We start from the raw sequence: 16,747 nt of genomic DNA on the forward strand, positions 1-16,747 counted from the left end.
GCCATTTTTTATGGGGGTGAGCGCAGCGCTGGCTGGAGCGCGGGAGCGGGATGGGGTAGGTTCTGCGCCAGCCTTAGCCTTTGCCGGATCGCCCATGCCGCCCTGCTTATCCTGGTTACTCGACCTGCCGCGCTGGCGCTGGGTTCCGCTGTCCCTGGTTTTGCTGCTGAACGGTTGCAGCTACTACACGCAGTTGCTGACCGGTCAGGTCGATCTGCTGCGCCGGCGCGAGCCCATCAGCGAGTTGCTCGCCAAACCCGATCTCGACCCGCAATTGCGCAAACGTCTGGCCCTGGCCGAAGACGCCCGCACCTTCGCCAGCCGCGAACTCGGCCTGCCGGATAACCAGAGCTATCGCCTGTACGCCGACCTAGGCCGGCCTTATGTGGTGTGGAATGTGTTCGCCACGCCGGAATTTTCACTGGAGCCGCAAACCCACTGCTTCCCCATTGCCGGCTGCGTGGCCTATCGCGGCTTTTATGACCAGAACCGCGCCCGTGGCGCGGCGGCGCTGCTCAAACAGGACGGGTTGGATACGTATGTGGCCGGCATCGAGGCCTATTCCACCCTCGGCTGGTTTGCCGATCCGCTGCTCAACACGATGCTGCGTTGGGACGATCAGCGCTGGGTGTCGGTGATCTTCCATGAGCTGGCGCACCAGCAGTTCTACCTGCCGGGCGACACCGCGTTCAATGAGTCCTACGCCAGCTTTGTCGAGACCGAAGGGCTGCGCCAATGGCGTGCGGCGCGGGGTTTGAAGGCCGCCGAAGACGGCGCACGGGACCGTCAGCGCGAGCAGTTCAGCGCGTTGGTCTTAGCCAGCCGTGATCGCCTGCAAGCCGTGTATTCAAGCGGCAAGACCGAGGCGCAAATGCGCAGTGCCAAGGCGGCCGAGTTCGAACGGTTGCGCAGCGAATACCGCGTGCTGCGCACTACCCAATGGGCAGGCGATGGCCGCTTTGACGCGTGGATGTACCGCCCGCTGAACAACGCCAAGCTGTTGCCCTTCGGGTTGTATGACCAATGGCAGCCGGCGTTTGCCGCGTTGTTTCGTGAAGTGAACGGCAACTGGCCGCAGTTTTATGCGGCGGTGAAAACCCTGGGTGAGTTGCCCGACGCCGAACGACAAGACCGTTTGGCGCAGCTGCAGCGGGGCCGAACTGAATAGTTTGCGGCGCAGTCAAAAGCTCGAGGCTGAAGCCTCTCCTACAGAGAAATGTGCCATGAACAGAATCATCGTCAGCCTGCTGTTCGCCGTTCTGGCAGCGCCCGCGTTCGCCGCGCCCAAGTCCTGCGACGAGCTAAAGCAGGAAATCGAAACCAAGATCCAGGCTGCCGGCGCGGCCAGCTACACCCTGGAAATTGTCGATAAAGCCGAGGTGCACGACCCAAGCATGGTGGTCGGCAGCTGCGAGTACGGCAGCAAGAAAATCATCTACCAGAAGAACGGCCGTTAACGCTGAAACGCCGCGTGTAATTCGGCCAGCGTGCGGAAGTGATAAGTCGGACTTTCGGCCAGAATTTCTTCCTCGCTGCCAAAGCCATAACCCACCGCAACCGACTCCAGCCCATTGCTGCGCGCGCCGATGAGGTCGTGCTTGCGGTCGCCGATCATCAAAGTCTGCGCCGGGTCCAGTTGCTCCTGCTCCAGCAGGTGAGCAATCAGCTCGACCTTGTTGGTGCGGGTGCCATCCAGCTCGCTGCCGTAAATCACTTTGAAGTGCTTGGCGAAATCAAAATGCCGGGCAATTTCGCGGGCGAATACGTGAGGTTTGGAGGTCGCGATATACAGCGTGCGGCCCTGGGCATTGAGGCTGCTGAGCAGTTCACCGACGCCTTCGAACACCAGGTTCTCGTACAGGCCGGTGACCTTGAACCGCTCCCGGTAAAAATTCACTGCTTGCCAGGCCTTGGCCTCATCGAAGGCATAGAACTGCATAAAGGCTTGCAGCAAAGGCGGGCCGATAAAGTGCTCAAGCTGGCGCAGGTCCGGCTCGTCGATGCCGAGTTGGGCCAGGGCGAATTGAATCGAACGGGTGATGCCTTCACGGGGGTCGGTGAGGGTGCCGTCGAGGTCGAAGAGGATGGTTTGCTGGTGCATGGCAAGGCTCGCCCAAAGTGCGGGGGCGCCATGATAACCGCCCCGACGGTGTACGTTCACGCGTTCAAATGCGGCGCCATCGTCACCGCCAGCCACTCCATAAACACCTTCACCCGGTGGGGCAGATTGCGCCGGTGGGCGTACAGCAGCGTCACGTTCATCGGCGCCGGCACCCACTCGGGCAATATCTCCACCAACTCGCCGCGCGCCAGGCATTCACGTTTGCCGGCGACCGGCGCCTGCACGATGCCAAAGCCCGCCAGGCAGGCGGCGTTGTAGCAGTCGGTGTTATTCACGGTCACGGTGCCGGCCATGGGCAGGCAGTGGCGTTTGCCGTCTTGCTGGTACTCGAAGCCCACCGAGCGCGAGCCGAACGTGGTCACGTAATGCACCAGCCGGTGGTTGGTCAGGTCGTCCAGCGTGCGCGGCGTGCCATAGCGTTCGAGGTACGCGGGGCTCGCGTAGTTGGCCTGGCGCAGCGCACCGAGCGGCCGGGCCACGAGGCTGGCGTCCGGCAATTCGCCCACCCGCATCACGCAGTCAAACCCCTCGCGCACCAGATCGACGCGCCGGTCGGTGGCGCTGATTTCCAGCTCGATATGCGGGTGCAGGTCGCTGAATGCCGGCAAGTGCGGCAGCACGTATTCGCGGGCGGTCACGGTCGGCAGGTCGATGCGCAGGCGACCGCGTAACACGCTCTGGTCCTGGCGAAACAGGCTTTCCAGTTCGTCCACCTGGTCGAGCATGTCTTTGCAGCGCTCGTACAGCACCAGCCCGTCCTGGGTCGCCTGCACCTTGCGCGTGGTGCGTTGCAGCAGGCGCGCGCCGAGCAGCTCTTCAAGCAAGCGCACATGTTCAGACACGGTGGACTTAGGCAGCCCCAGGCTTTCACTGGCCTGGGTAAAACTGGCCAGTTCGGTTACCCGGGCAAAGGTTTTGTACAGATCGAGCTTGTTCATGGCCGCGCCTATTGTTCGGCTAATCCGCATTGTTTATGCAGATTCTTCGTCTTTATCGACTTATGCCCAAACCCTACAGTGGCCTCGACCTCACCGCTAGCCCCTTCTGGAGATGCACAGCATGACTCGTAAAATTGCACTGATCACCGGCGCCAGTCGCGGCCTTGGCAAAAACGCAGCACTGCACCTGGCCGCCCAGGGTGTGGACATTATCGGCACCTACCACAGCCGCCGTGACGACGCGCAAGCGTTGGTCACCCAGATCGAAGAAGCCGGCGGGCGCGCCGTGATGCTGCAACTGGACGTGGCCGAAAGCGTCAGCTTTGCCGCATTTGCCGATAACGTGAAAAGCGCGCTGACCAGCCACTTCGAACGCGACACCTTCGACTTTCTGCTCAACAACGCCGGCATGGGCATTCACGCGAGCTTCGCCGAAACCAGCGAGGCGCAGTTCGACGAACTGGTAAACGTGCACCTCAAAGGCCCGTTCTTTCTGACCCAGCGGCTGCTGCCGTTGCTGGCCGATGGCGGGAAGATCGTGAACGTCTCGTCCGGCCTGGCGCGCTTTGCCCTGCCGGGGTATGCCGCGTACGCGGTGATGAAAGGCGGGATTGAAGTGCTGACCCGCTACCAGGCCAAGGAGCTGGGTGCCCGTGGTATCAGCGTGAACACCCTGGCACCGGGCGCCATCGAAACCGATTTTGGCGGCGGCGCGGTGCGTGACAACGCGGCACTGAATGCGATGGTGGCCAGTAACACCGCGCTCGGCCGCGTGGGCGTGCCCGACGATATCGGCGCGGCGATTGCCTTGCTGTTCAGCGAAGGCAGCCGCTGGATCAATGCGCAGCGGATTGAGGCGTCGGGCGGGATGTTTCTCTAACCCTTTTGTAGGAGCGACGTAGGTTGGGTTGAGCGCAGCGAAGCCCAACTAGGACTAGGACCGATACGCGCCGGCCGATCCCCGGCCTGTTGGCTTCGCCGTTGGCTCAACCCAACCTACAGGTCATAACCTTCGGCAAGGTGTTGGTCCTTCAACCGCACATAATTCGCCGCGCTGTAGGTAAAAAACGCCCGCTCCTTTTCGGTCAGCGGGCGCGCCTGTTTGGCCGGCTGCCCACATACAGAAACCCGCTCTCCAACACCCGCCCCGGCGGCACCAGGCTGCCGGCGCCGATGATCACTTCGTCCTCGACCACCGCGCCATCCATCACTGTCGAGCCCATGCCGATCAAAATGCGGTTGCCCACGGTGCAGCCGTGCAGCATCACCTATGGCCGATGGTCACGTCATCGCCAATCAGCAACGGAAAGCCATCGGGTTGAACGGGCCGGCGTGGGTGATATGCAGCACGCTGCCATCCTGCACGCTCTGGTGCGCGCGCCGATCCGGATGCGGTGCATATCGCCGCGAATCACCGTCAGCGGCCATACCGAGCTGTCATCGCCCAGCACCACGTCGCCGATCACCACGGCTGACGCGTCGACAAACACCTTTTCGCCGAGGGTCGGCGTGGTGCCCTGATATTTACGAATTGCCACGATAGAAAGCTCCTAGGCTGCGTTTGGCCTTGATTGTAATTAAGATGGCGCCATATCTGCTGAAGCGCATCCAAGTAGCTACAGCCCGAATTTCCCAGCCAGACAGGTGACCGTCGTGAGCGAGAACAACCCTCTACTGCAAGCCTTCGACCTCCCACCCTACTCCGCTATCCGCCCCGAACACGTCGAACCCGCCGTCGACACGCTGCTGCGTGAGGGCCGCGAAGCGCTGGCCAAGTGCTGGCCGAACAGCCGCAAACCCCAACCTGGGACGGCCTGGTGTTGGCGCTGGACGAGCAAGGCGAGCGCCTGGGCCGTGCCTGGAGCCCAGTCAGCCACCTGAATGCGGTGTGCAACAACGCCGAATTGCGCGAAGCCTACGAGGCGTGCCTGCCCAAGCTGTCGGAGTACTGGACCGAACTCGGCCAGAACCGCGCGCTGTTCCAGGCCTATGAAGCCCTGGCCAATAGCCCGGCCGCCGCTAACTTCGATGTGGCGCAAAACCACCATTCTGCGAAACGCCCTGCGTGATTTCCGCCTGTCCGGTATTGATCTGCCGGAAGCCGATCAGCAGCGCTATGGCGCCATCCAGATGAAACTCTCGGAGCTGGGCAGCCGCTTCTCCAACCAGTTGCTCGACGCCACCCAGGCCTGGACCAAACATACCTCGACGAAGACGCCCTGGATGGTTTGCCGGAATCGGCCAAGGCGCAGATGGCCCAAGCCGCCCAGGCCAAGGAACTGGATGGCTGGTGATCAGCCTGGAATTCCCCAGCTACTACGCGGTAATGACCTACGCCAACGACCCGCGCCCTGCGTGAAGAGCTGTTACGCCGCCTACTGCACCCGCGCCTCCGACCAGGGCCGAATGCCGGCAAGAACGACAACGCCCGGTGATGGCCGAAATCCTCGACCTGCGTCAGGAGCTGGCCCAGCTGCTGGGTTTCGCCAACTACTCCGAGCTAAGCCTGGCCACCAAAATGGCTGAGAACAACGACCAGGTGCTGACCTTCCTGCGCGACCTGGCGCAGCGCAGCAAGCCGTTTGCCGAACAAGACCTCGGCGAGCTGAAGGGCTATGCCAACGAGCAAGGCTGCGCCGATCTGCAAAGCTGGGACGTGGGCTACTACAGCGAAAAACTGCGCGAGCGTCGTTACAGCATTTCCCAGGAAATTTTGCGCGCCTACTTCCCCATCGACAAAGTGCTGAGGGCCTGTTTGCCATCGTGCAGAAGTTGTACGGCATCGAAATCGCCGAGCTGAAAGGCTTCGATACCTGGCACCCGGATGTCCGTCTGTTCGAAATCAAGGAAAACGGCCAGCACGTCGGCCGCTTCTTCTTCGACCTCTACGCCCGCGCCAACAAACGCGGCGGCGCCTGGATGGACGGCGCGCGCGACAAGCGCCGCACCGCCAGCGGCAACGTGGTAAGCCCGGTAGCCAATCTGGTGTGCAACTTCACCCCGGCCGTGGGCGACCAGCCGGCGCTGCTGACCCACGATGAAGTCACCACCCTGTTCCACGAATTCGGCCATGGCCTGCACCACCTGCTCACCCGCGTTGAACACGCCGGTGCTTCGGGCATCAATGGCGTGGCCTGGGATGCGGTTGAGCTGCCGAGCCAATTTATGGAGAACTGGTGCTGGGAGCCTGAGGGCCTGGCGCTGATTTCCGGGCACTACAAAACCGGCGAAGCACTGCCGCAAGACCTGCTGGAAAAAATGCTCGCCGCGAAAAACTTCCAGTCCGGCCTGATGATGGCGCGGCAGGTGGAGTTCTCCTGTTCGACTTCGAACTGCACGCCACCCATGGCGACGGCCGTTCGGTGCTCGACGTGCTGGAAGGCATCCGCACCGAGGTGTCGGTAATGCGCCCGCCGGCCTACAACCGGTTTCCCAACAGCTTTGCGCATATTTTGCCGGCGGTTACGCGGCTGGTTACTACAGCTACAAATGGGCTGAAGTACTGTCGGCAGATGCCTTCTCCAAGTTCGAGGAAGACGGCGTGCTCAATGCCGACACCGGCCGCGCGTTCCGCGAAGCGATTCTGGCCCGTGGCGGCTCGCAGGCGCCGATGGTGCTGTTCGTCGACTTCCGCGGTCGCGAGCCGAGCATTGATGCCCTGCTGCGTCACCTCGGTCTGAGTGCGGAGGCGGCGTAATGGCAATCGGCAAAAAACGCTTTATCGCCGGGGCCGTGTGCCCGGCGTGCAGCGAGGGCGACAAGATTCAAATGTGGGACGTGGACGGCACGCCGCACCGCGAATGCGTGGCGTGCGGCTACGCTGATACGTTGAACGAACAAGGTCAGTCAGTGCCCAGAGAGTTGGGCACGCGGGTCAACAAGATCGCAGTGAAACAGGCCGACCCCAAGGTGCAGGGCGTGCAGTTTTTTCCCAATCCGAAGCTTAAAAAACCAGCGGAATAAGCTATGTGGCATGTGGTGTGCGGCGACAACGCGGCTGAGGGCGTGACTCGAGTAGTCGGCGAGGAACTGTCGTTGCAGGTGCTGCGGGATGACCTGGCAGTCGGGCCGTTGGTGGATGTTGATCGTCCGCCGTGCACCCAACGTGCGGCGTTCTGGCAGTCGGTCTGGCCCGCGGCGGTAAAGCCTGCACCCGACTTTTCCACCCTCAGCGACGATGTGCTCTGGCTGCAAGGCCTGGCCACCCACACCGAACCGGTCACCCTCTGGCATGGCGACAGCTGCTCCGAACAGTTGATGCTCTGCCGGGTTGCCGCCGCGCTGCAACACAGCCACCTGCCGTTTTTCGAAGTGCCCTGCGGCACCGGCGACAGCCGCGTAGCGTGGCGCCGTGCGGTGGCCATGCACGCGCCGGATGAACTGCTGAAGTTGTACGAACCCAAGCTGGTCAGCCCGGCGCGCCGGCAACGGCTGGCCGCGCAATGGCACCAGGCCGTGGCGGAAAGCGCTGTGGTGCGGCGCTGGTCTAACGACGCCTTCCACGGTGAAGACTACCGCGCCATCGACTCCGCGTTGCTCAACGCCTGCAACGACCAATGGCAACCGCTGGCGCGGGCCATGGCTGAGGTGATGGGGCATAGCGATGGTTTTTTTGCGACGGACTTTTTCTGTTTTGGCGGGCGCGGGAGTTGGCCAAGGCGGGACGGTTGGAGCTTTCGGGTGATGCGGATGTGCATACCTACTCTGAGCTGAGTGCGCGCAAACCCTCCTAAACCCACCGTCGTCCCAGCGCAGGCTGGGACCCAGCGTGTTGCGTCTTGCGCAAATAGGCGTCCCATCCAAGATTCTGGATCCCAGCCTGCGCTGGGATGACGGCGTGAGGGATGGCCAGGTGAACTAACCCCGGCGAAAAAACTCCCCGGCGTGCACTCGAACTGCTGCCGAAACGCCGCAATAAACGCCGACGTCGAGTCATACCCGCACCCCAACGCCACATCCGTCACCCGCGCGCCCTGCTCCAGCGGAGACAACGCACCCAGCAACCGCAAGCGCTGACGCCAGGCACGAAACGTCAGCCCGGTATCGCGCAGAAACAGTCGGCTCAAGGTTTTCTCCGACGTCCCCAACTGCCCACTCCAATCGCTCAAGCTGCGGCTATCTTCAGGGTGGGCCTGCAAGCGGCGGCACAGCTGCTGCAACCGCGGATCGGTCGGCAGCGGCAGCGACAGGTGCACTTCTTCGGCGCTGCGCAGCTGGTCCAGCAACACCTGCACCAAACGCCCATCGGCGCCCGTCTCGTCGTATTCCACCGGCAATGCTGAAAAGCGGCTGATCAATTCGCGGGTCAGCGGGCTTACGCTCAGCACTCGGCAATGCCCCGGCGCCCAGTCGGTGACTGCGCAATCCAGATACAGCCCACGCAACTCGGTGTGCGGCGAGCTAATCACTTCATGCTCCAGCCCGGCGGGAATCCAGATCGCCCGCTGCGGCGGCGCGACAAAACTGCCGGCGTCGGTGTGCACATGCAGCACGCCCTGAATCGCGTAGGAAAGTTGCACCCACGGGTGGCTGTGACGCGGCGTGCCTACTTGCAGCGGCAGCGATTCGGCCCGCGCAAATACAGGGCGCGGCAGGTTCGTCATGGTCGGAACCCGGCGTTGGCCGAGGGGTTGCGGGGAAATCTGTCCGTTTGCCGGCATATTCTGGCTTTCTGGCGTTAGTCGGTAATGAGTGGCCACGTTAAAGTCCCGGCCTACTCTTTGGCAACCTGTCCTCCGGTACCACGCCCATGGCCCGCTCGAAGCTCCTCCCGATAACTTCACCCTGACGCTGATCGCTGTCGTCGCCACCGCTAGCCTCTTGCCGTGCAGCGGTACCGCCGCTGTGGCCTTCGGCTGGATCACCAATATCGCCATCGCCCTGCTGTTTTTCCTGCACGGCGCCAAGCTTTCGCGCGAGGCGATCATTGCCGGTGCCGGCCACTGGCGCCTGCATCTGCTGGTGTTCAGCTGCACCTTTATCCTCTTTCCGCTGCTGGGCCTGGCGCTCAAGCCGGTGCTATCGCCGGTGGTTGGCAACGAGCTGTATATGGGCATCCTTTACCTCTGCGCCCTGCCGGCCACGGTGCAGTCGGCGATTGCCTTTACCTCGCTGGCACGCGGCAATATTCCGGCGGCCATTTGCAGTGCGGCTGCTTCCAGCCTGTTCGGGATTTTTCTGACGCCGCTGTTGGTAACTCTGCTGCTTAACGTGCACGGCGAAGGTGGTTCCACCCTCGATGCCATCGTGAAAATCAGCGTGCAATTGCTGCTGCCGTTTATTGCCGGGCAAATCGCCCGCCGCTGGATCGGCACCTGGGTGGCAGCCAATAAAAACTGGCTGCGCTATGTCGATCAGGGTTCGATTTTGCTGGTGGTGTACACGGCCTTTAGCGAAGCGGTGATCGAAGGCCTGTGGCATCAGGTGCCGCTGCCCAAGCTGCTGGGCCTGGTGCTGGCCTGCTGCGTGCTGTTGGCCCTGGCGCTGGTGATCGTGCATTTCCTCGGCAAGTGGCTGGGCTTCAACATGGAAGACCGCATCACCATTTTGTTCTGCGGTTCGAAAAAGAGCCTGGCCACCGGCGTGCCCATGGCCCAGGTGCTGTTTGCCGGCGGCTCCATCGGCCTGCTGATTCTGCCGCTGATGCTATTTCACCAGATTCAGCTGATGGTGTGTGCGGTACTCGCCCAGCGCTTCTCCGAGCGCGAGGAAACCGACGAAACGGCGGTCGCCGAGCGCCGCTAAGCGGAAAATTCCCGACGGCGTCTGGCGCCTTTCCCGCAAACAATTTACTGTACATACATCCAGTAAATTGTTTGCAGGTGCGCCATGTCGCAGTTTCTCCCACCTCGCGGCCGTGGTACGGCCAGCAACCCGCACAACCGCTTCGCCGCCACCCGCTCGGTGCGCGAGGACGACGGCTGGTACCAGGAAGAAACCCCGTTCACCTTCACCACCGAGGTGCGCGAGGAGTTCGCCAAGAGCGTGATCACCCGCAATACCTCGCCAGACGTCGGCTTCGACCGCTCGGTAAACCCCTACCGTGGCTGTGAGCACGGCTGCATTTACTGCTTCGCCCGCCCCAGCCACGCGTATTGGGATTTATCGCCGGGCATCGATTTCGAAACCAAGCTCATCGCCAAGACCAACCTGGCCAGCCGCCTGGAAGAGCAGCTGCAAAAACCCGGCTATGTACCGGCGCCGATTGCCCTGGGCATCAACACCGACGCTTACCAACCCATCGAACGCGAACAACAGCTGACTCGCCGCAGCCTGGAAATTCTGCTGCGCTACCGCCACCCGGTACACATCATCACCAAGAGCTCGCTGATTCTGCGCGACCTCGATCTGCTCAGTGAGCTGGCCAGCCGCAACCTGGTGAGCGTGGCGTTTAGCATGACCACCCTGGACGATGAGTTGAAACGCATCATGGAGCCGCGCGCCGCGTCACCGAAGGCGCGCCTGCGGGCGATGAAGGAATTGCACGAGGCCGGCGTGCCGGTGAGTGCGCTGGTGGCGCCGGTAATTCCGATGATCAACGACATGGAGCTGGAGCAGATTCTCGCCGCCGCCAAAGAGGCGGGCGCACGCTCGGTCGGCTATATCCTGCTGCGCCTGCCGCTGGAAATTGCCGAGCTGTTCGAGGAATGGTTGAACAGCCACTTCCCCGACCGCGCGGCCCATGTGATGAGCCTGATTCGCCAGTCCCGCGGCGGCAAGAATTACGACAGCCGCTTTGGCGTGCGCATGAAGGGCGAAGGTATTTTCGCCGAGCTGCTGAACCAGCGTTTCAAGCTGGCGATCAAACGCCTGGACCTGAACCGGCGCGGCGATTTCGAGCTGGACTGCAGCCAGTTCTGCCCACCTGGCGCACAAATGAACTTGCTCTAGGCGCTGGGCACAGGCCGGCGCGCACGCTACCGTGCACGCACAATAATCAGCCTCTGGAGTGGACTATGTACGTGGTGTGCGGCGAAGCGTTGTTCGACTTTTTCACCCATGCAGCCGGCGCGCGCAGCAGCGAGCTTGAATACAAGGCCATCGCCGGTGGCTCGCCCTTCAACGTGGCGGTGGGCTTGCGTCGTCTGGGTGTGGACTCGGCTTTGTTCGGCGGGCTCTCCAACGACTTTCTCGGCGAACGCCTGCGTCGGGTGCTGGAGGAAGAAGGCGTACGCGGCGACTTTCTGATCGCCAGCGACACCCCCACCACCATGGCCATGGTCGCGCTGGATGCCAACGGCCACCCACACTACTCCTTCCGCGGCGAAGGCTGCGCTGACCGAGCCCTGCGCAGCGAACACCTGCCGGTGCTCGGCAACGACGTGCGCGGGCTGCACCTGGGCTCGTTCTCGCTGGTGGTGCAGCCAATTGGCGACACGCTGCTGGAGCTGGCACGTCGCGAAGCCGGCAAGCGGTTGATCAGCCTGGACCCCAATGTGCGCCTGAACCCGCAGCCCGATGTGGCGTTGTGGCGTGAGCGCGTGGAAGAGCTGGCGACGCTGGCTGACCTGATCAAAGTAAGTGATGAAGACTTGGGGCTTCTCTACCCCGAGACGGCGCCGGAGCAGATTATCGAGCGCTGGCTGGGTGGGCGTTGCCAGCTGGTGGTGATGACCCGCGGCAGCAAAGGCGCGACGGCGTTTAGCCGTGAGCACGGTGTTGTCGAAGTGCCACCGCGTAGCGTTCAAGTGCGCGACACGGTCGGCGCGGGCGACACCTTTCAGGCCGCGCTGCTGGCCTGGCTGACACGTGCTGAGCTGGATAGCCCGGAAGGGATTGCACGGTTGAGTCGCGAGCAACTGGATAGTTTGCTCAACTACGCCGTGGCTGCTGCCGCGTTGACCTGCTCGCGCACTGGGCCGGATTTGCCTTTCCATCATGAGGTCGTGCTCTAAAAGCATCGAGGCTGGAGCCTCTCCCACACTAAAGCATCTGTCCGTGTGGGAGAGGCTTCAGCCTCGATTCCTGCAAACACCTATCCCCGCGTTGAGAATCCCTTTCTTAGCTGGAACAATACCCGCCTATAGTCTTTCAGGCCCCCGTTCCCTGCTCAGGAGTCTCTATGAACACGCGCGACCAACAGAATCTCGACCGCCTCGACCAGGCCCAGGGCGAAGGCGCCGATGAGGCGTTGCAGCAGATCGTGGCGGGCTTCCAGCGGTTTCGCACCGACGTCTTCCCCGAGCAGCAGGAGCTGTTTCAAAAGCTCGCCAACGCCCAGCGCCCACGGGCGATGTTTATCACCTGCGCTGACTCGCGCATCGTTCCGGAATTGATTACGCAAAGCTCGCCGGGCGATCTGTTCGTCACCCGTAACGTGGGCAACGTGGTGCCGCCTTATGGGCAAATGAACGGCGGCGTTTCCACTGCCATCGAATACGCGGTGCTGGCCCTCGGCGTGCACCACATCATCGTGTGCGGCCACTCCGATTGCGGCGCCATGCGCGCGGTGATGAACCCCGACACCCTGGAAAAAATGCCGACGGTAAAAGCATGGTTACGCCATGCCGAGGTGGCCAAGATCATGGTGGCCGACAACTGCAGCTGTGGCACCGAACATGAAACGTTGGGTGTGCTGACCGAAGAGAACGTGGTGGCCCAGCTCCAGCATCTGCGCACGCACCCGTCGGTGGCTTCGAAGATGGCCAGCGGGCAGTTGTTTATTCACGGCTGGGTGTACAGCATCGATACCTGCGAGATTCGCGCCTACGACGCCGAGCGGGCGGAGTTTTTGCCGCTGGATGGCAGCAGCCCGATTCCGATGGCGACGCCTCGGCCGCGGTATTCGCCGCAGTAAAAGCGTCGAGGCTGAAGCCTCTCCCACAGGAAATACGCGATTTGAAGTGGGAGAGGCTTCAGCCTCGATTTCCTGGAAACGACAATCTCAACCCACTTCCTGCAACTCCAACTCCACCCCCAGCTGCCGCGATAGACATGGCCACTGCTGCCAAGCCGCATGCGTGTTCGGGCTGCTCAGGCGGCCGCGATAGGCCTGCACCGATTCCTGCTCGAAAATGCTCGCGTCCAGCATGCCGTCCACGGCGTGGTGCACGGCTTCGTCCAGTTGGTTGGCAAAGGGTTCGCCGATCAACTGGTGGGCGATCAGGTTGGCGACCGTGGTATCCAGCGGAATCAGCGGCTGGCCCAGGTGGGTGATATAGCGGTCGTTCACTTCTTCCACCAGACGATGCGCCAGATAGGCTTCGTCGAGCATGCCGTCCAGCCCTTCGTGGCCGGCCATTAGCGCCGGCGGGTGGAGGAAAAACTCCTCGGCCACTTTCAACACCGGCTTGATCTGGCCTTCGATACCGGCATCACGCGCCACCTGATTGGCGGCGTCGAGAATATCCGGCACCTGATCGATATAGGCGGCGACGAAACGCACCAGCGCGCCTTTTTCATCGGCGGCCGGCAAACGGATGGAACGGTGCAAATCGGCGATCTTTCCTTCGAGCTGTTTGGCCAGGTTGGCACTGTCAGCTTCATGCTGGTGTGCGCGTTGAATCAGCTCGCGCAATGCGGCGGTTTTCATGACTGCTCCCGAACAAAGGACATGGAGTAACTGGATAGCCTGCTTAGCAATGAAACAGGTGCGAAAGACAAACACCTTAGCTGGCACCGAGCCGCTACTCAGACTTGATCGCGATAATTACACATTCTTTACCGTTCGCGCCGTTATAACGCCAGCGTTACACCTTTGCCCAAGCCAATAGAACCGGGGGCTTTAGCACACGGCCTGGCTGCTCGTATCGATTTTCGCCTCCACGTTGCGAGGTCGAAGTCGCTGGCTATACTCCGACTCGAAAGACATGACCTGATGAACCCGGACTGAGCCACGGCAAGGAATGGGTGCGACAGCTAAGTCAGTTTTCTAGCTCGACGCTCCCTTCGCCGCAGGCATAGCCGGCGGGATAACAAGAACGATAAGGGGAACCCGCAATGATGCGACATCCACGAGTTTGGATGGGCCTCCTGCTGTGGTCGGTATTCAGCCAGGCGCACGCCGCCTGGACCATGAATATGACGCAGGGCGCAACGGCAACGAGCAACGCCGTGTTCGATCTGCACATGACTATCTTCCTGATCTGCGCCGTCATCGGCGTACTGGTATTCGGCGCCATGTTCTGGTCGATGCTGGTCCACCGCCGCTCTACCGGCCAGGTCGCCTCACATTTTCATGAAAGCACGACGGTCGAGATTCTCTGGACCGTCGTGCCCTTCGTGATTCTGGTGGTGATGGCCATTCCGGCGACCAAGACGCTGATCAATATCTACGACAGCAGCGAGTCGGAGCTGGATATCCAGGTCACCGGCTACCAGTGGAAGTGGAACTACAAATACCTCGGTCAGGAGGTGGAGTTCTTCAGCAACCTGGCCACCCCCACCGAGCAGATCCACAACCAGGCGCCCAAGGACGAGCACTACCTGCTGGAAGTGGATCAGCCGCTGGTGATTCCTGCCGGCACCAAAGTGCGCTTCCTGATTACCGCTGCCGACGTGATCCACTCCTGGTGGGTGCCGGCGCTGGCGGTGAAGCGCGATGCCATCCCAGGCTTTGTGAACGAAGCCTGGACCAAGGTGGAGAAGCCCGGCATCTACCGTGGCCAATGCGCCGAGCTGTGCGGCAAGGACCACGGTTTTATGCCCATCGTGGTCGAGGTGAAATCCAAGGAAGACTTCGCCAAGTGGCTGGATGAGCGCAAGCAGGAAGCGCTGGCCATGAAAGAGCTGACCAGCAAGGAATGGACCCGCGAAGAACTGGTTGAGCGCGGCGACAAGATTTACCACACCACCTGCGCCGCCTGTCACCAGCCCGAAGGTCAGGGCCTGCCGCCGATGTTCCCGGCGCTCAAGGGCTCCAAGGTCGCCACCGGGCCGAAGGAGGATCACTTGCACACCGTGTTCTTCGGCAAGCCTGGCACCGCGATGGCCGCGTTCGGCAAGCAATTGTCGGAAGTGGATATCGCGGCGGTGATCACCTACGAACGTAACGCGTGGGGCAACAACGTCGGTGACATGGTCACCCCGAAAGACGTTCTGGCCCTGAAACAGGCGAACAAATAGGAGCCCCACCATGAGTGCAGTGATTGAGCCTGGCCATGCTGGGCACACAGACCACGACCACGACCACGGGCATCACGGACCCGCCAAAGGCCTGATGCGCTGGGTGCTGACCACCAACCACAAAGACATCGGCACCATGTACCTGTGGTTCAGCTTTGCGATGTTTCTGATTGGCGGCTCGTTCGCCATGGTGATTCGCGCCGAGCTGTTCCAGCCGGGGCTGCAAATTGTAGAGCCGGCGTTCTTTAACCAGATGACCACCATGCACGGCCTGGTGATGGTGTTTGGCGCGGTGATGCCGGCCTTCGTCGGCCTGGCCAACTGGATGATTCCGCTGATGGTCGGGGCGCCGGACATGGCCCTGCCACGGATGAACAACTTCAGCTTCTGGCTGCTGCCGGCGGCCTTCGGGTTGCTGATCAGCACCTTGTTCACCGCCGGTGGCGGACCGAACTTTGGCTGGACGTTCTACGCGCCGCTCTCCACCACCTACGCGCCGGAAAGCGTCACCTATTTCATCTTCGCCATTCACCTGATGGGCATCAGCTCGATCATGGGCGCGATCAACGTGATCGCCACCATCCTCAACCTGCGCGCCCCCGGCATGACGTTGATGAAGATGCCGCTGTTCGTCTGGACCTGGCTGATCACCGCCTTCCTGCTGATTGCGGTAATGCCGGTACTGGCCGGTTGCGTGACGATGATGCTGATGGATATCCACTTCGGCACCAGCTTCTTCAGTGCGGCCGGTGGCGGTGACCCGGTGCTGTTCCAGCATGTGTTCTGGTTCTTCGGCCACCCCGAGGTGTACATCATGATTCTGCCGGCCTTCGGTGCCGTCAGCTCGATCATTCCGGCGTTCTCGCGCAAGCCGCTCTTTGGCTACACCTCGATGGTGTACGCCACCGCCTCGATTGCCTTCCTGTCGTTTATCGTCTGGGCGCACCACATGTTTGTGGTGGGTATTCCGCTGGTGGGCGAGCTGTTCTTTATGTACGCGACCTTGTTGATTGCCGTGCCCACCGGGGTGAAGGTGTTCAACTGGGTGACCACCATGTGGCAGGGCTCGCTGACCTTCGAAACGCCGATGCTGTTTGCCGTGGCCTTCGTGATTCTGTTCACCATCGGCGGGTTCTCCGGGCTGATGCTGGCCATCGCCCCGGCGGACTTCCAGTACCACGACACCTACTTCGTGGTGGCGCACTTCCACTACGTGCTGGTGCCGGGCGCCATTTTCGGTATCTTCGCTTCCGCCTATTACTGGCTGCCGAAGTGGACCGGCCACATGTACGACGAAACCCTCGGCAAGCTGCATTTCTGGCTGTCGTTCGTGGGCATGAACATGGCCTTCTTCCCGATGCACTTCGTGGGGCTGGCCGGCATGCCGCGGCGGATCCCGGACTACAACCTGCAGTTCGCCGACTTCAACATGGTGTCGTCGATTGGTGCCTTCAGCTTCGGCGCCACGCAGTTCCTGTTCCTGTTTATCGTCATCAAGTGCATCCGTGGCGGCAAACCGGCCCCGGCCAAACCATGGGATGGTGCTGATGGCCTGGAGTGGACCATTCCATCGCCCGCGCCGTACCACACCTTTACCACCCCGCCGGAAGTGAAGTGAGCCCGC

General features: G+C 61.8%; 14 protein-coding genes and 5 pseudogenes. 14 read left to right on the forward strand and 5 right to left on the reverse strand.

The window, feature by feature from the left end:
* Window positions 1–94 precede the first annotated feature (94 nt).
* Together AC0V2S_RS19160 and AC0V2S_RS19165 are read left to right on the forward strand one after the other, a co-directional pair.
* A complete protein-coding gene (locus AC0V2S_RS19160; RefSeq protein WP_475511103.1) occupies window positions 95–1,168 on the forward strand; it encodes an aminopeptidase in 1,074 nt (357 codons plus the stop codon).
* A 55-nt stretch (window positions 1,169–1,223) separates the two neighbouring features.
* Window positions 1,224–1,457 carry a DUF1161 domain-containing protein gene (locus AC0V2S_RS19165; RefSeq protein ID WP_475511104.1) on the forward strand — a complete coding sequence of 78 codons (234 nt, stop codon included), beginning with the start codon at window positions 1,224–1,226 and terminating at the stop codon, window positions 1,455–1,457.
* On the opposite strand, the gene AC0V2S_RS19170 is transcribed toward AC0V2S_RS19165, so the two are convergent.
* Entirely contained in the window at window positions 1,454–2,101 is a 648-nt protein-coding gene (locus AC0V2S_RS19170) for an HAD family hydrolase (protein WP_475511105.1), read from the reverse strand. The genes AC0V2S_RS19165 and AC0V2S_RS19170 overlap by 4 nt on opposite strands.
* 56 nt (window positions 2,102–2,157) lie before the next feature.
* Window positions 2,158–3,060, reverse strand: coding sequence for a LysR family transcriptional regulator (locus tag AC0V2S_RS19175; protein WP_475511106.1), 903 nt, complete (start codon window positions 3,058–3,060; stop codon window positions 2,158–2,160).
* 121 nt (window positions 3,061–3,181) lie between these two features.
* Between AC0V2S_RS19175 and AC0V2S_RS19180 the strand changes: the two genes are divergently transcribed.
* A complete protein-coding gene (locus AC0V2S_RS19180) occupies window positions 3,182–3,940 on the forward strand; it encodes an SDR family NAD(P)-dependent oxidoreductase (protein WP_475511107.1) in 759 nt (252 codons plus the stop codon).
* A gap of 116 nt (window positions 3,941–4,056) precedes the next feature.
* On the opposite strand, the pseudogene AC0V2S_RS19185 reads toward AC0V2S_RS19180, so the two are convergent.
* Window positions 4,057–4,598, reverse strand: a pseudogene (locus tag AC0V2S_RS19185) (gamma carbonic anhydrase family protein).
* Window positions 4,599–4,835: 237 nt separating this feature from the next.
* On the opposite strand from AC0V2S_RS19185, the gene AC0V2S_RS19190 reads away from it, so the two are divergent.
* The 5 genes and pseudogenes from AC0V2S_RS19190 (at window position 4,836) to AC0V2S_RS19210 (ending at window position 7,793) form a co-directional block, all read left to right on the forward strand.
* Window positions 4,836–5,129, forward strand: a complete 294-nt coding sequence (locus AC0V2S_RS19190; protein WP_475511108.1) for a hypothetical protein — start codon at window positions 4,836–4,838, stop codon at window positions 5,127–5,129.
* 365 nt (window positions 5,130–5,494) lie between these two features.
* Window positions 5,495–6,465 (forward strand): annotated as a pseudogene (locus AC0V2S_RS19195) (M3 family metallopeptidase).
* Between the two features lie 94 nt (window positions 6,466–6,559).
* Window positions 6,560–6,757: pseudogene (locus AC0V2S_RS19200) on the forward strand (M3 family metallopeptidase); the annotation flags it as partial.
* The gene (locus AC0V2S_RS19205) at window positions 6,757–7,023 is read left to right on the forward strand and encodes a YheV family putative zinc ribbon protein (RefSeq protein WP_475511109.1); all 267 of its coding nucleotides are present in this window, start codon (window positions 6,757–6,759) and stop codon (window positions 7,021–7,023) included. The pseudogene AC0V2S_RS19200 and the gene AC0V2S_RS19205, both read left to right, overlap by 1 nt.
* A 3-nt stretch (window positions 7,024–7,026) precedes the next feature.
* Window positions 7,027–7,793, forward strand: a pseudogene (locus AC0V2S_RS19210) (DUF1835 domain-containing protein).
* 135 nt (window positions 7,794–7,928) lie between these two features.
* Here the strand turns inward: AC0V2S_RS19210 and AC0V2S_RS19215 are convergent.
* A pseudogene (locus AC0V2S_RS19215) lies at window positions 7,929–8,720 on the reverse strand (AraC family transcriptional regulator); the annotation flags it as partial.
* A gap of 124 nt (window positions 8,721–8,844) precedes the next feature.
* On the opposite strand from AC0V2S_RS19215, the gene AC0V2S_RS19220 reads away from it, so the two are divergent.
* From AC0V2S_RS19220 to AC0V2S_RS19235, 4 genes are all read left to right on the forward strand, one after another.
* Window positions 8,845–9,804, forward strand: a complete 960-nt coding sequence (locus AC0V2S_RS19220; protein ID WP_475511145.1) for a bile acid:sodium symporter family protein — start codon at window positions 8,845–8,847, stop codon at window positions 9,802–9,804.
* 84 nt (window positions 9,805–9,888) lie between these two features.
* Window positions 9,889–10,950 carry a PA0069 family radical SAM protein gene (locus AC0V2S_RS19225; RefSeq protein WP_475511110.1) on the forward strand — a complete coding sequence of 354 codons (1,062 nt, stop codon included), beginning with the start codon at window positions 9,889–9,891 and terminating at the stop codon, window positions 10,948–10,950.
* 65 nt (window positions 10,951–11,015) lie between these two features.
* Window positions 11,016–11,954 (forward strand): carbohydrate kinase family protein, encoded by a 939-nt coding sequence (locus AC0V2S_RS19230; RefSeq protein WP_475511111.1) that lies wholly within the window; start codon window positions 11,016–11,018, stop codon window positions 11,952–11,954.
* 167 nt (window positions 11,955–12,121) lie between these two features.
* Window positions 12,122–12,856 (forward strand): carbonic anhydrase, encoded by a 735-nt coding sequence (locus AC0V2S_RS19235; protein WP_475511112.1) that lies wholly within the window; start codon window positions 12,122–12,124, stop codon window positions 12,854–12,856.
* 87 nt (window positions 12,857–12,943) lie between these two features.
* Here the strand turns inward: AC0V2S_RS19235 and AC0V2S_RS19240 are convergent, their stop codons facing one another.
* Window positions 12,944–13,591, reverse strand: coding sequence for a hypothetical protein (locus AC0V2S_RS19240; RefSeq protein ID WP_475511113.1), 648 nt, complete (start codon window positions 13,589–13,591; stop codon window positions 12,944–12,946).
* Window positions 13,592–13,998: 407 nt separating this feature from the next.
* Between AC0V2S_RS19240 and coxB the strand changes: the two genes are divergently transcribed.
* Window positions 13,999–15,123 (forward strand): cytochrome c oxidase subunit II, encoded by a 1,125-nt coding sequence (gene coxB / locus AC0V2S_RS19245; RefSeq protein WP_475511114.1) that lies wholly within the window; start codon window positions 13,999–14,001, stop codon window positions 15,121–15,123.
* Window positions 15,124–15,133: 10 nt separating this feature from the next.
* On the forward strand, window positions 15,134–16,741 hold the full coding sequence (gene ctaD / locus AC0V2S_RS19250; RefSeq protein WP_475511115.1) for a cytochrome c oxidase subunit I: 1,608 nt from the start codon (window positions 15,134–15,136) through the stop codon (window positions 16,739–16,741).
* Window positions 16,742–16,747 lie beyond the last annotated feature (6 nt).

Source organism: Pseudomonas sp. CC11G (genome assembly GCF_056174845.1).

Bases quoted from the DNA above. Each gene is read 5' to 3' on its own strand.
- AC0V2S_RS19160 (WP_475511103.1), top strand. From the start codon at position 95: ATGCCGCCCTGCTTATCCTGGTTACTCGACCTGCCGCGCTGGCGCTGG.
- AC0V2S_RS19165 (WP_475511104.1), top strand. From the start codon at position 1,224: ATGAACAGAATCATCGTCAGCCTGCTGTTCGCCGTTCTGGCAGCGCCC.
- AC0V2S_RS19170 (WP_475511105.1), bottom strand. From the start codon at position 2,101: ATGCACCAGCAAACCATCCTCTTCGACCTCGACGGCACCCTCACCGAC.
- AC0V2S_RS19175 (WP_475511106.1), bottom strand. From the start codon at position 3,060: ATGAACAAGCTCGATCTGTACAAAACCTTTGCCCGGGTAACCGAACTG.
- AC0V2S_RS19180 (WP_475511107.1), top strand. From the start codon at position 3,182: ATGACTCGTAAAATTGCACTGATCACCGGCGCCAGTCGCGGCCTTGGC.
- AC0V2S_RS19205 (WP_475511109.1), top strand. From the start codon at position 6,757: ATGGCAATCGGCAAAAAACGCTTTATCGCCGGGGCCGTGTGCCCGGCG.
- AC0V2S_RS19225 (WP_475511110.1), top strand. From the start codon at position 9,889: ATGTCGCAGTTTCTCCCACCTCGCGGCCGTGGTACGGCCAGCAACCCG.
- AC0V2S_RS19230 (WP_475511111.1), top strand. From the start codon at position 11,016: ATGTACGTGGTGTGCGGCGAAGCGTTGTTCGACTTTTTCACCCATGCA.
- AC0V2S_RS19235 (WP_475511112.1), top strand. From the start codon at position 12,122: ATGAACACGCGCGACCAACAGAATCTCGACCGCCTCGACCAGGCCCAG.
- AC0V2S_RS19240 (WP_475511113.1), bottom strand. From the start codon at position 13,591: ATGAAAACCGCCGCATTGCGCGAGCTGATTCAACGCGCACACCAGCAT.
- coxB (WP_475511114.1), top strand. From the start codon at position 13,999: ATGATGCGACATCCACGAGTTTGGATGGGCCTCCTGCTGTGGTCGGTA.
- ctaD (WP_475511115.1), top strand. From the start codon at position 15,134: ATGAGTGCAGTGATTGAGCCTGGCCATGCTGGGCACACAGACCACGAC.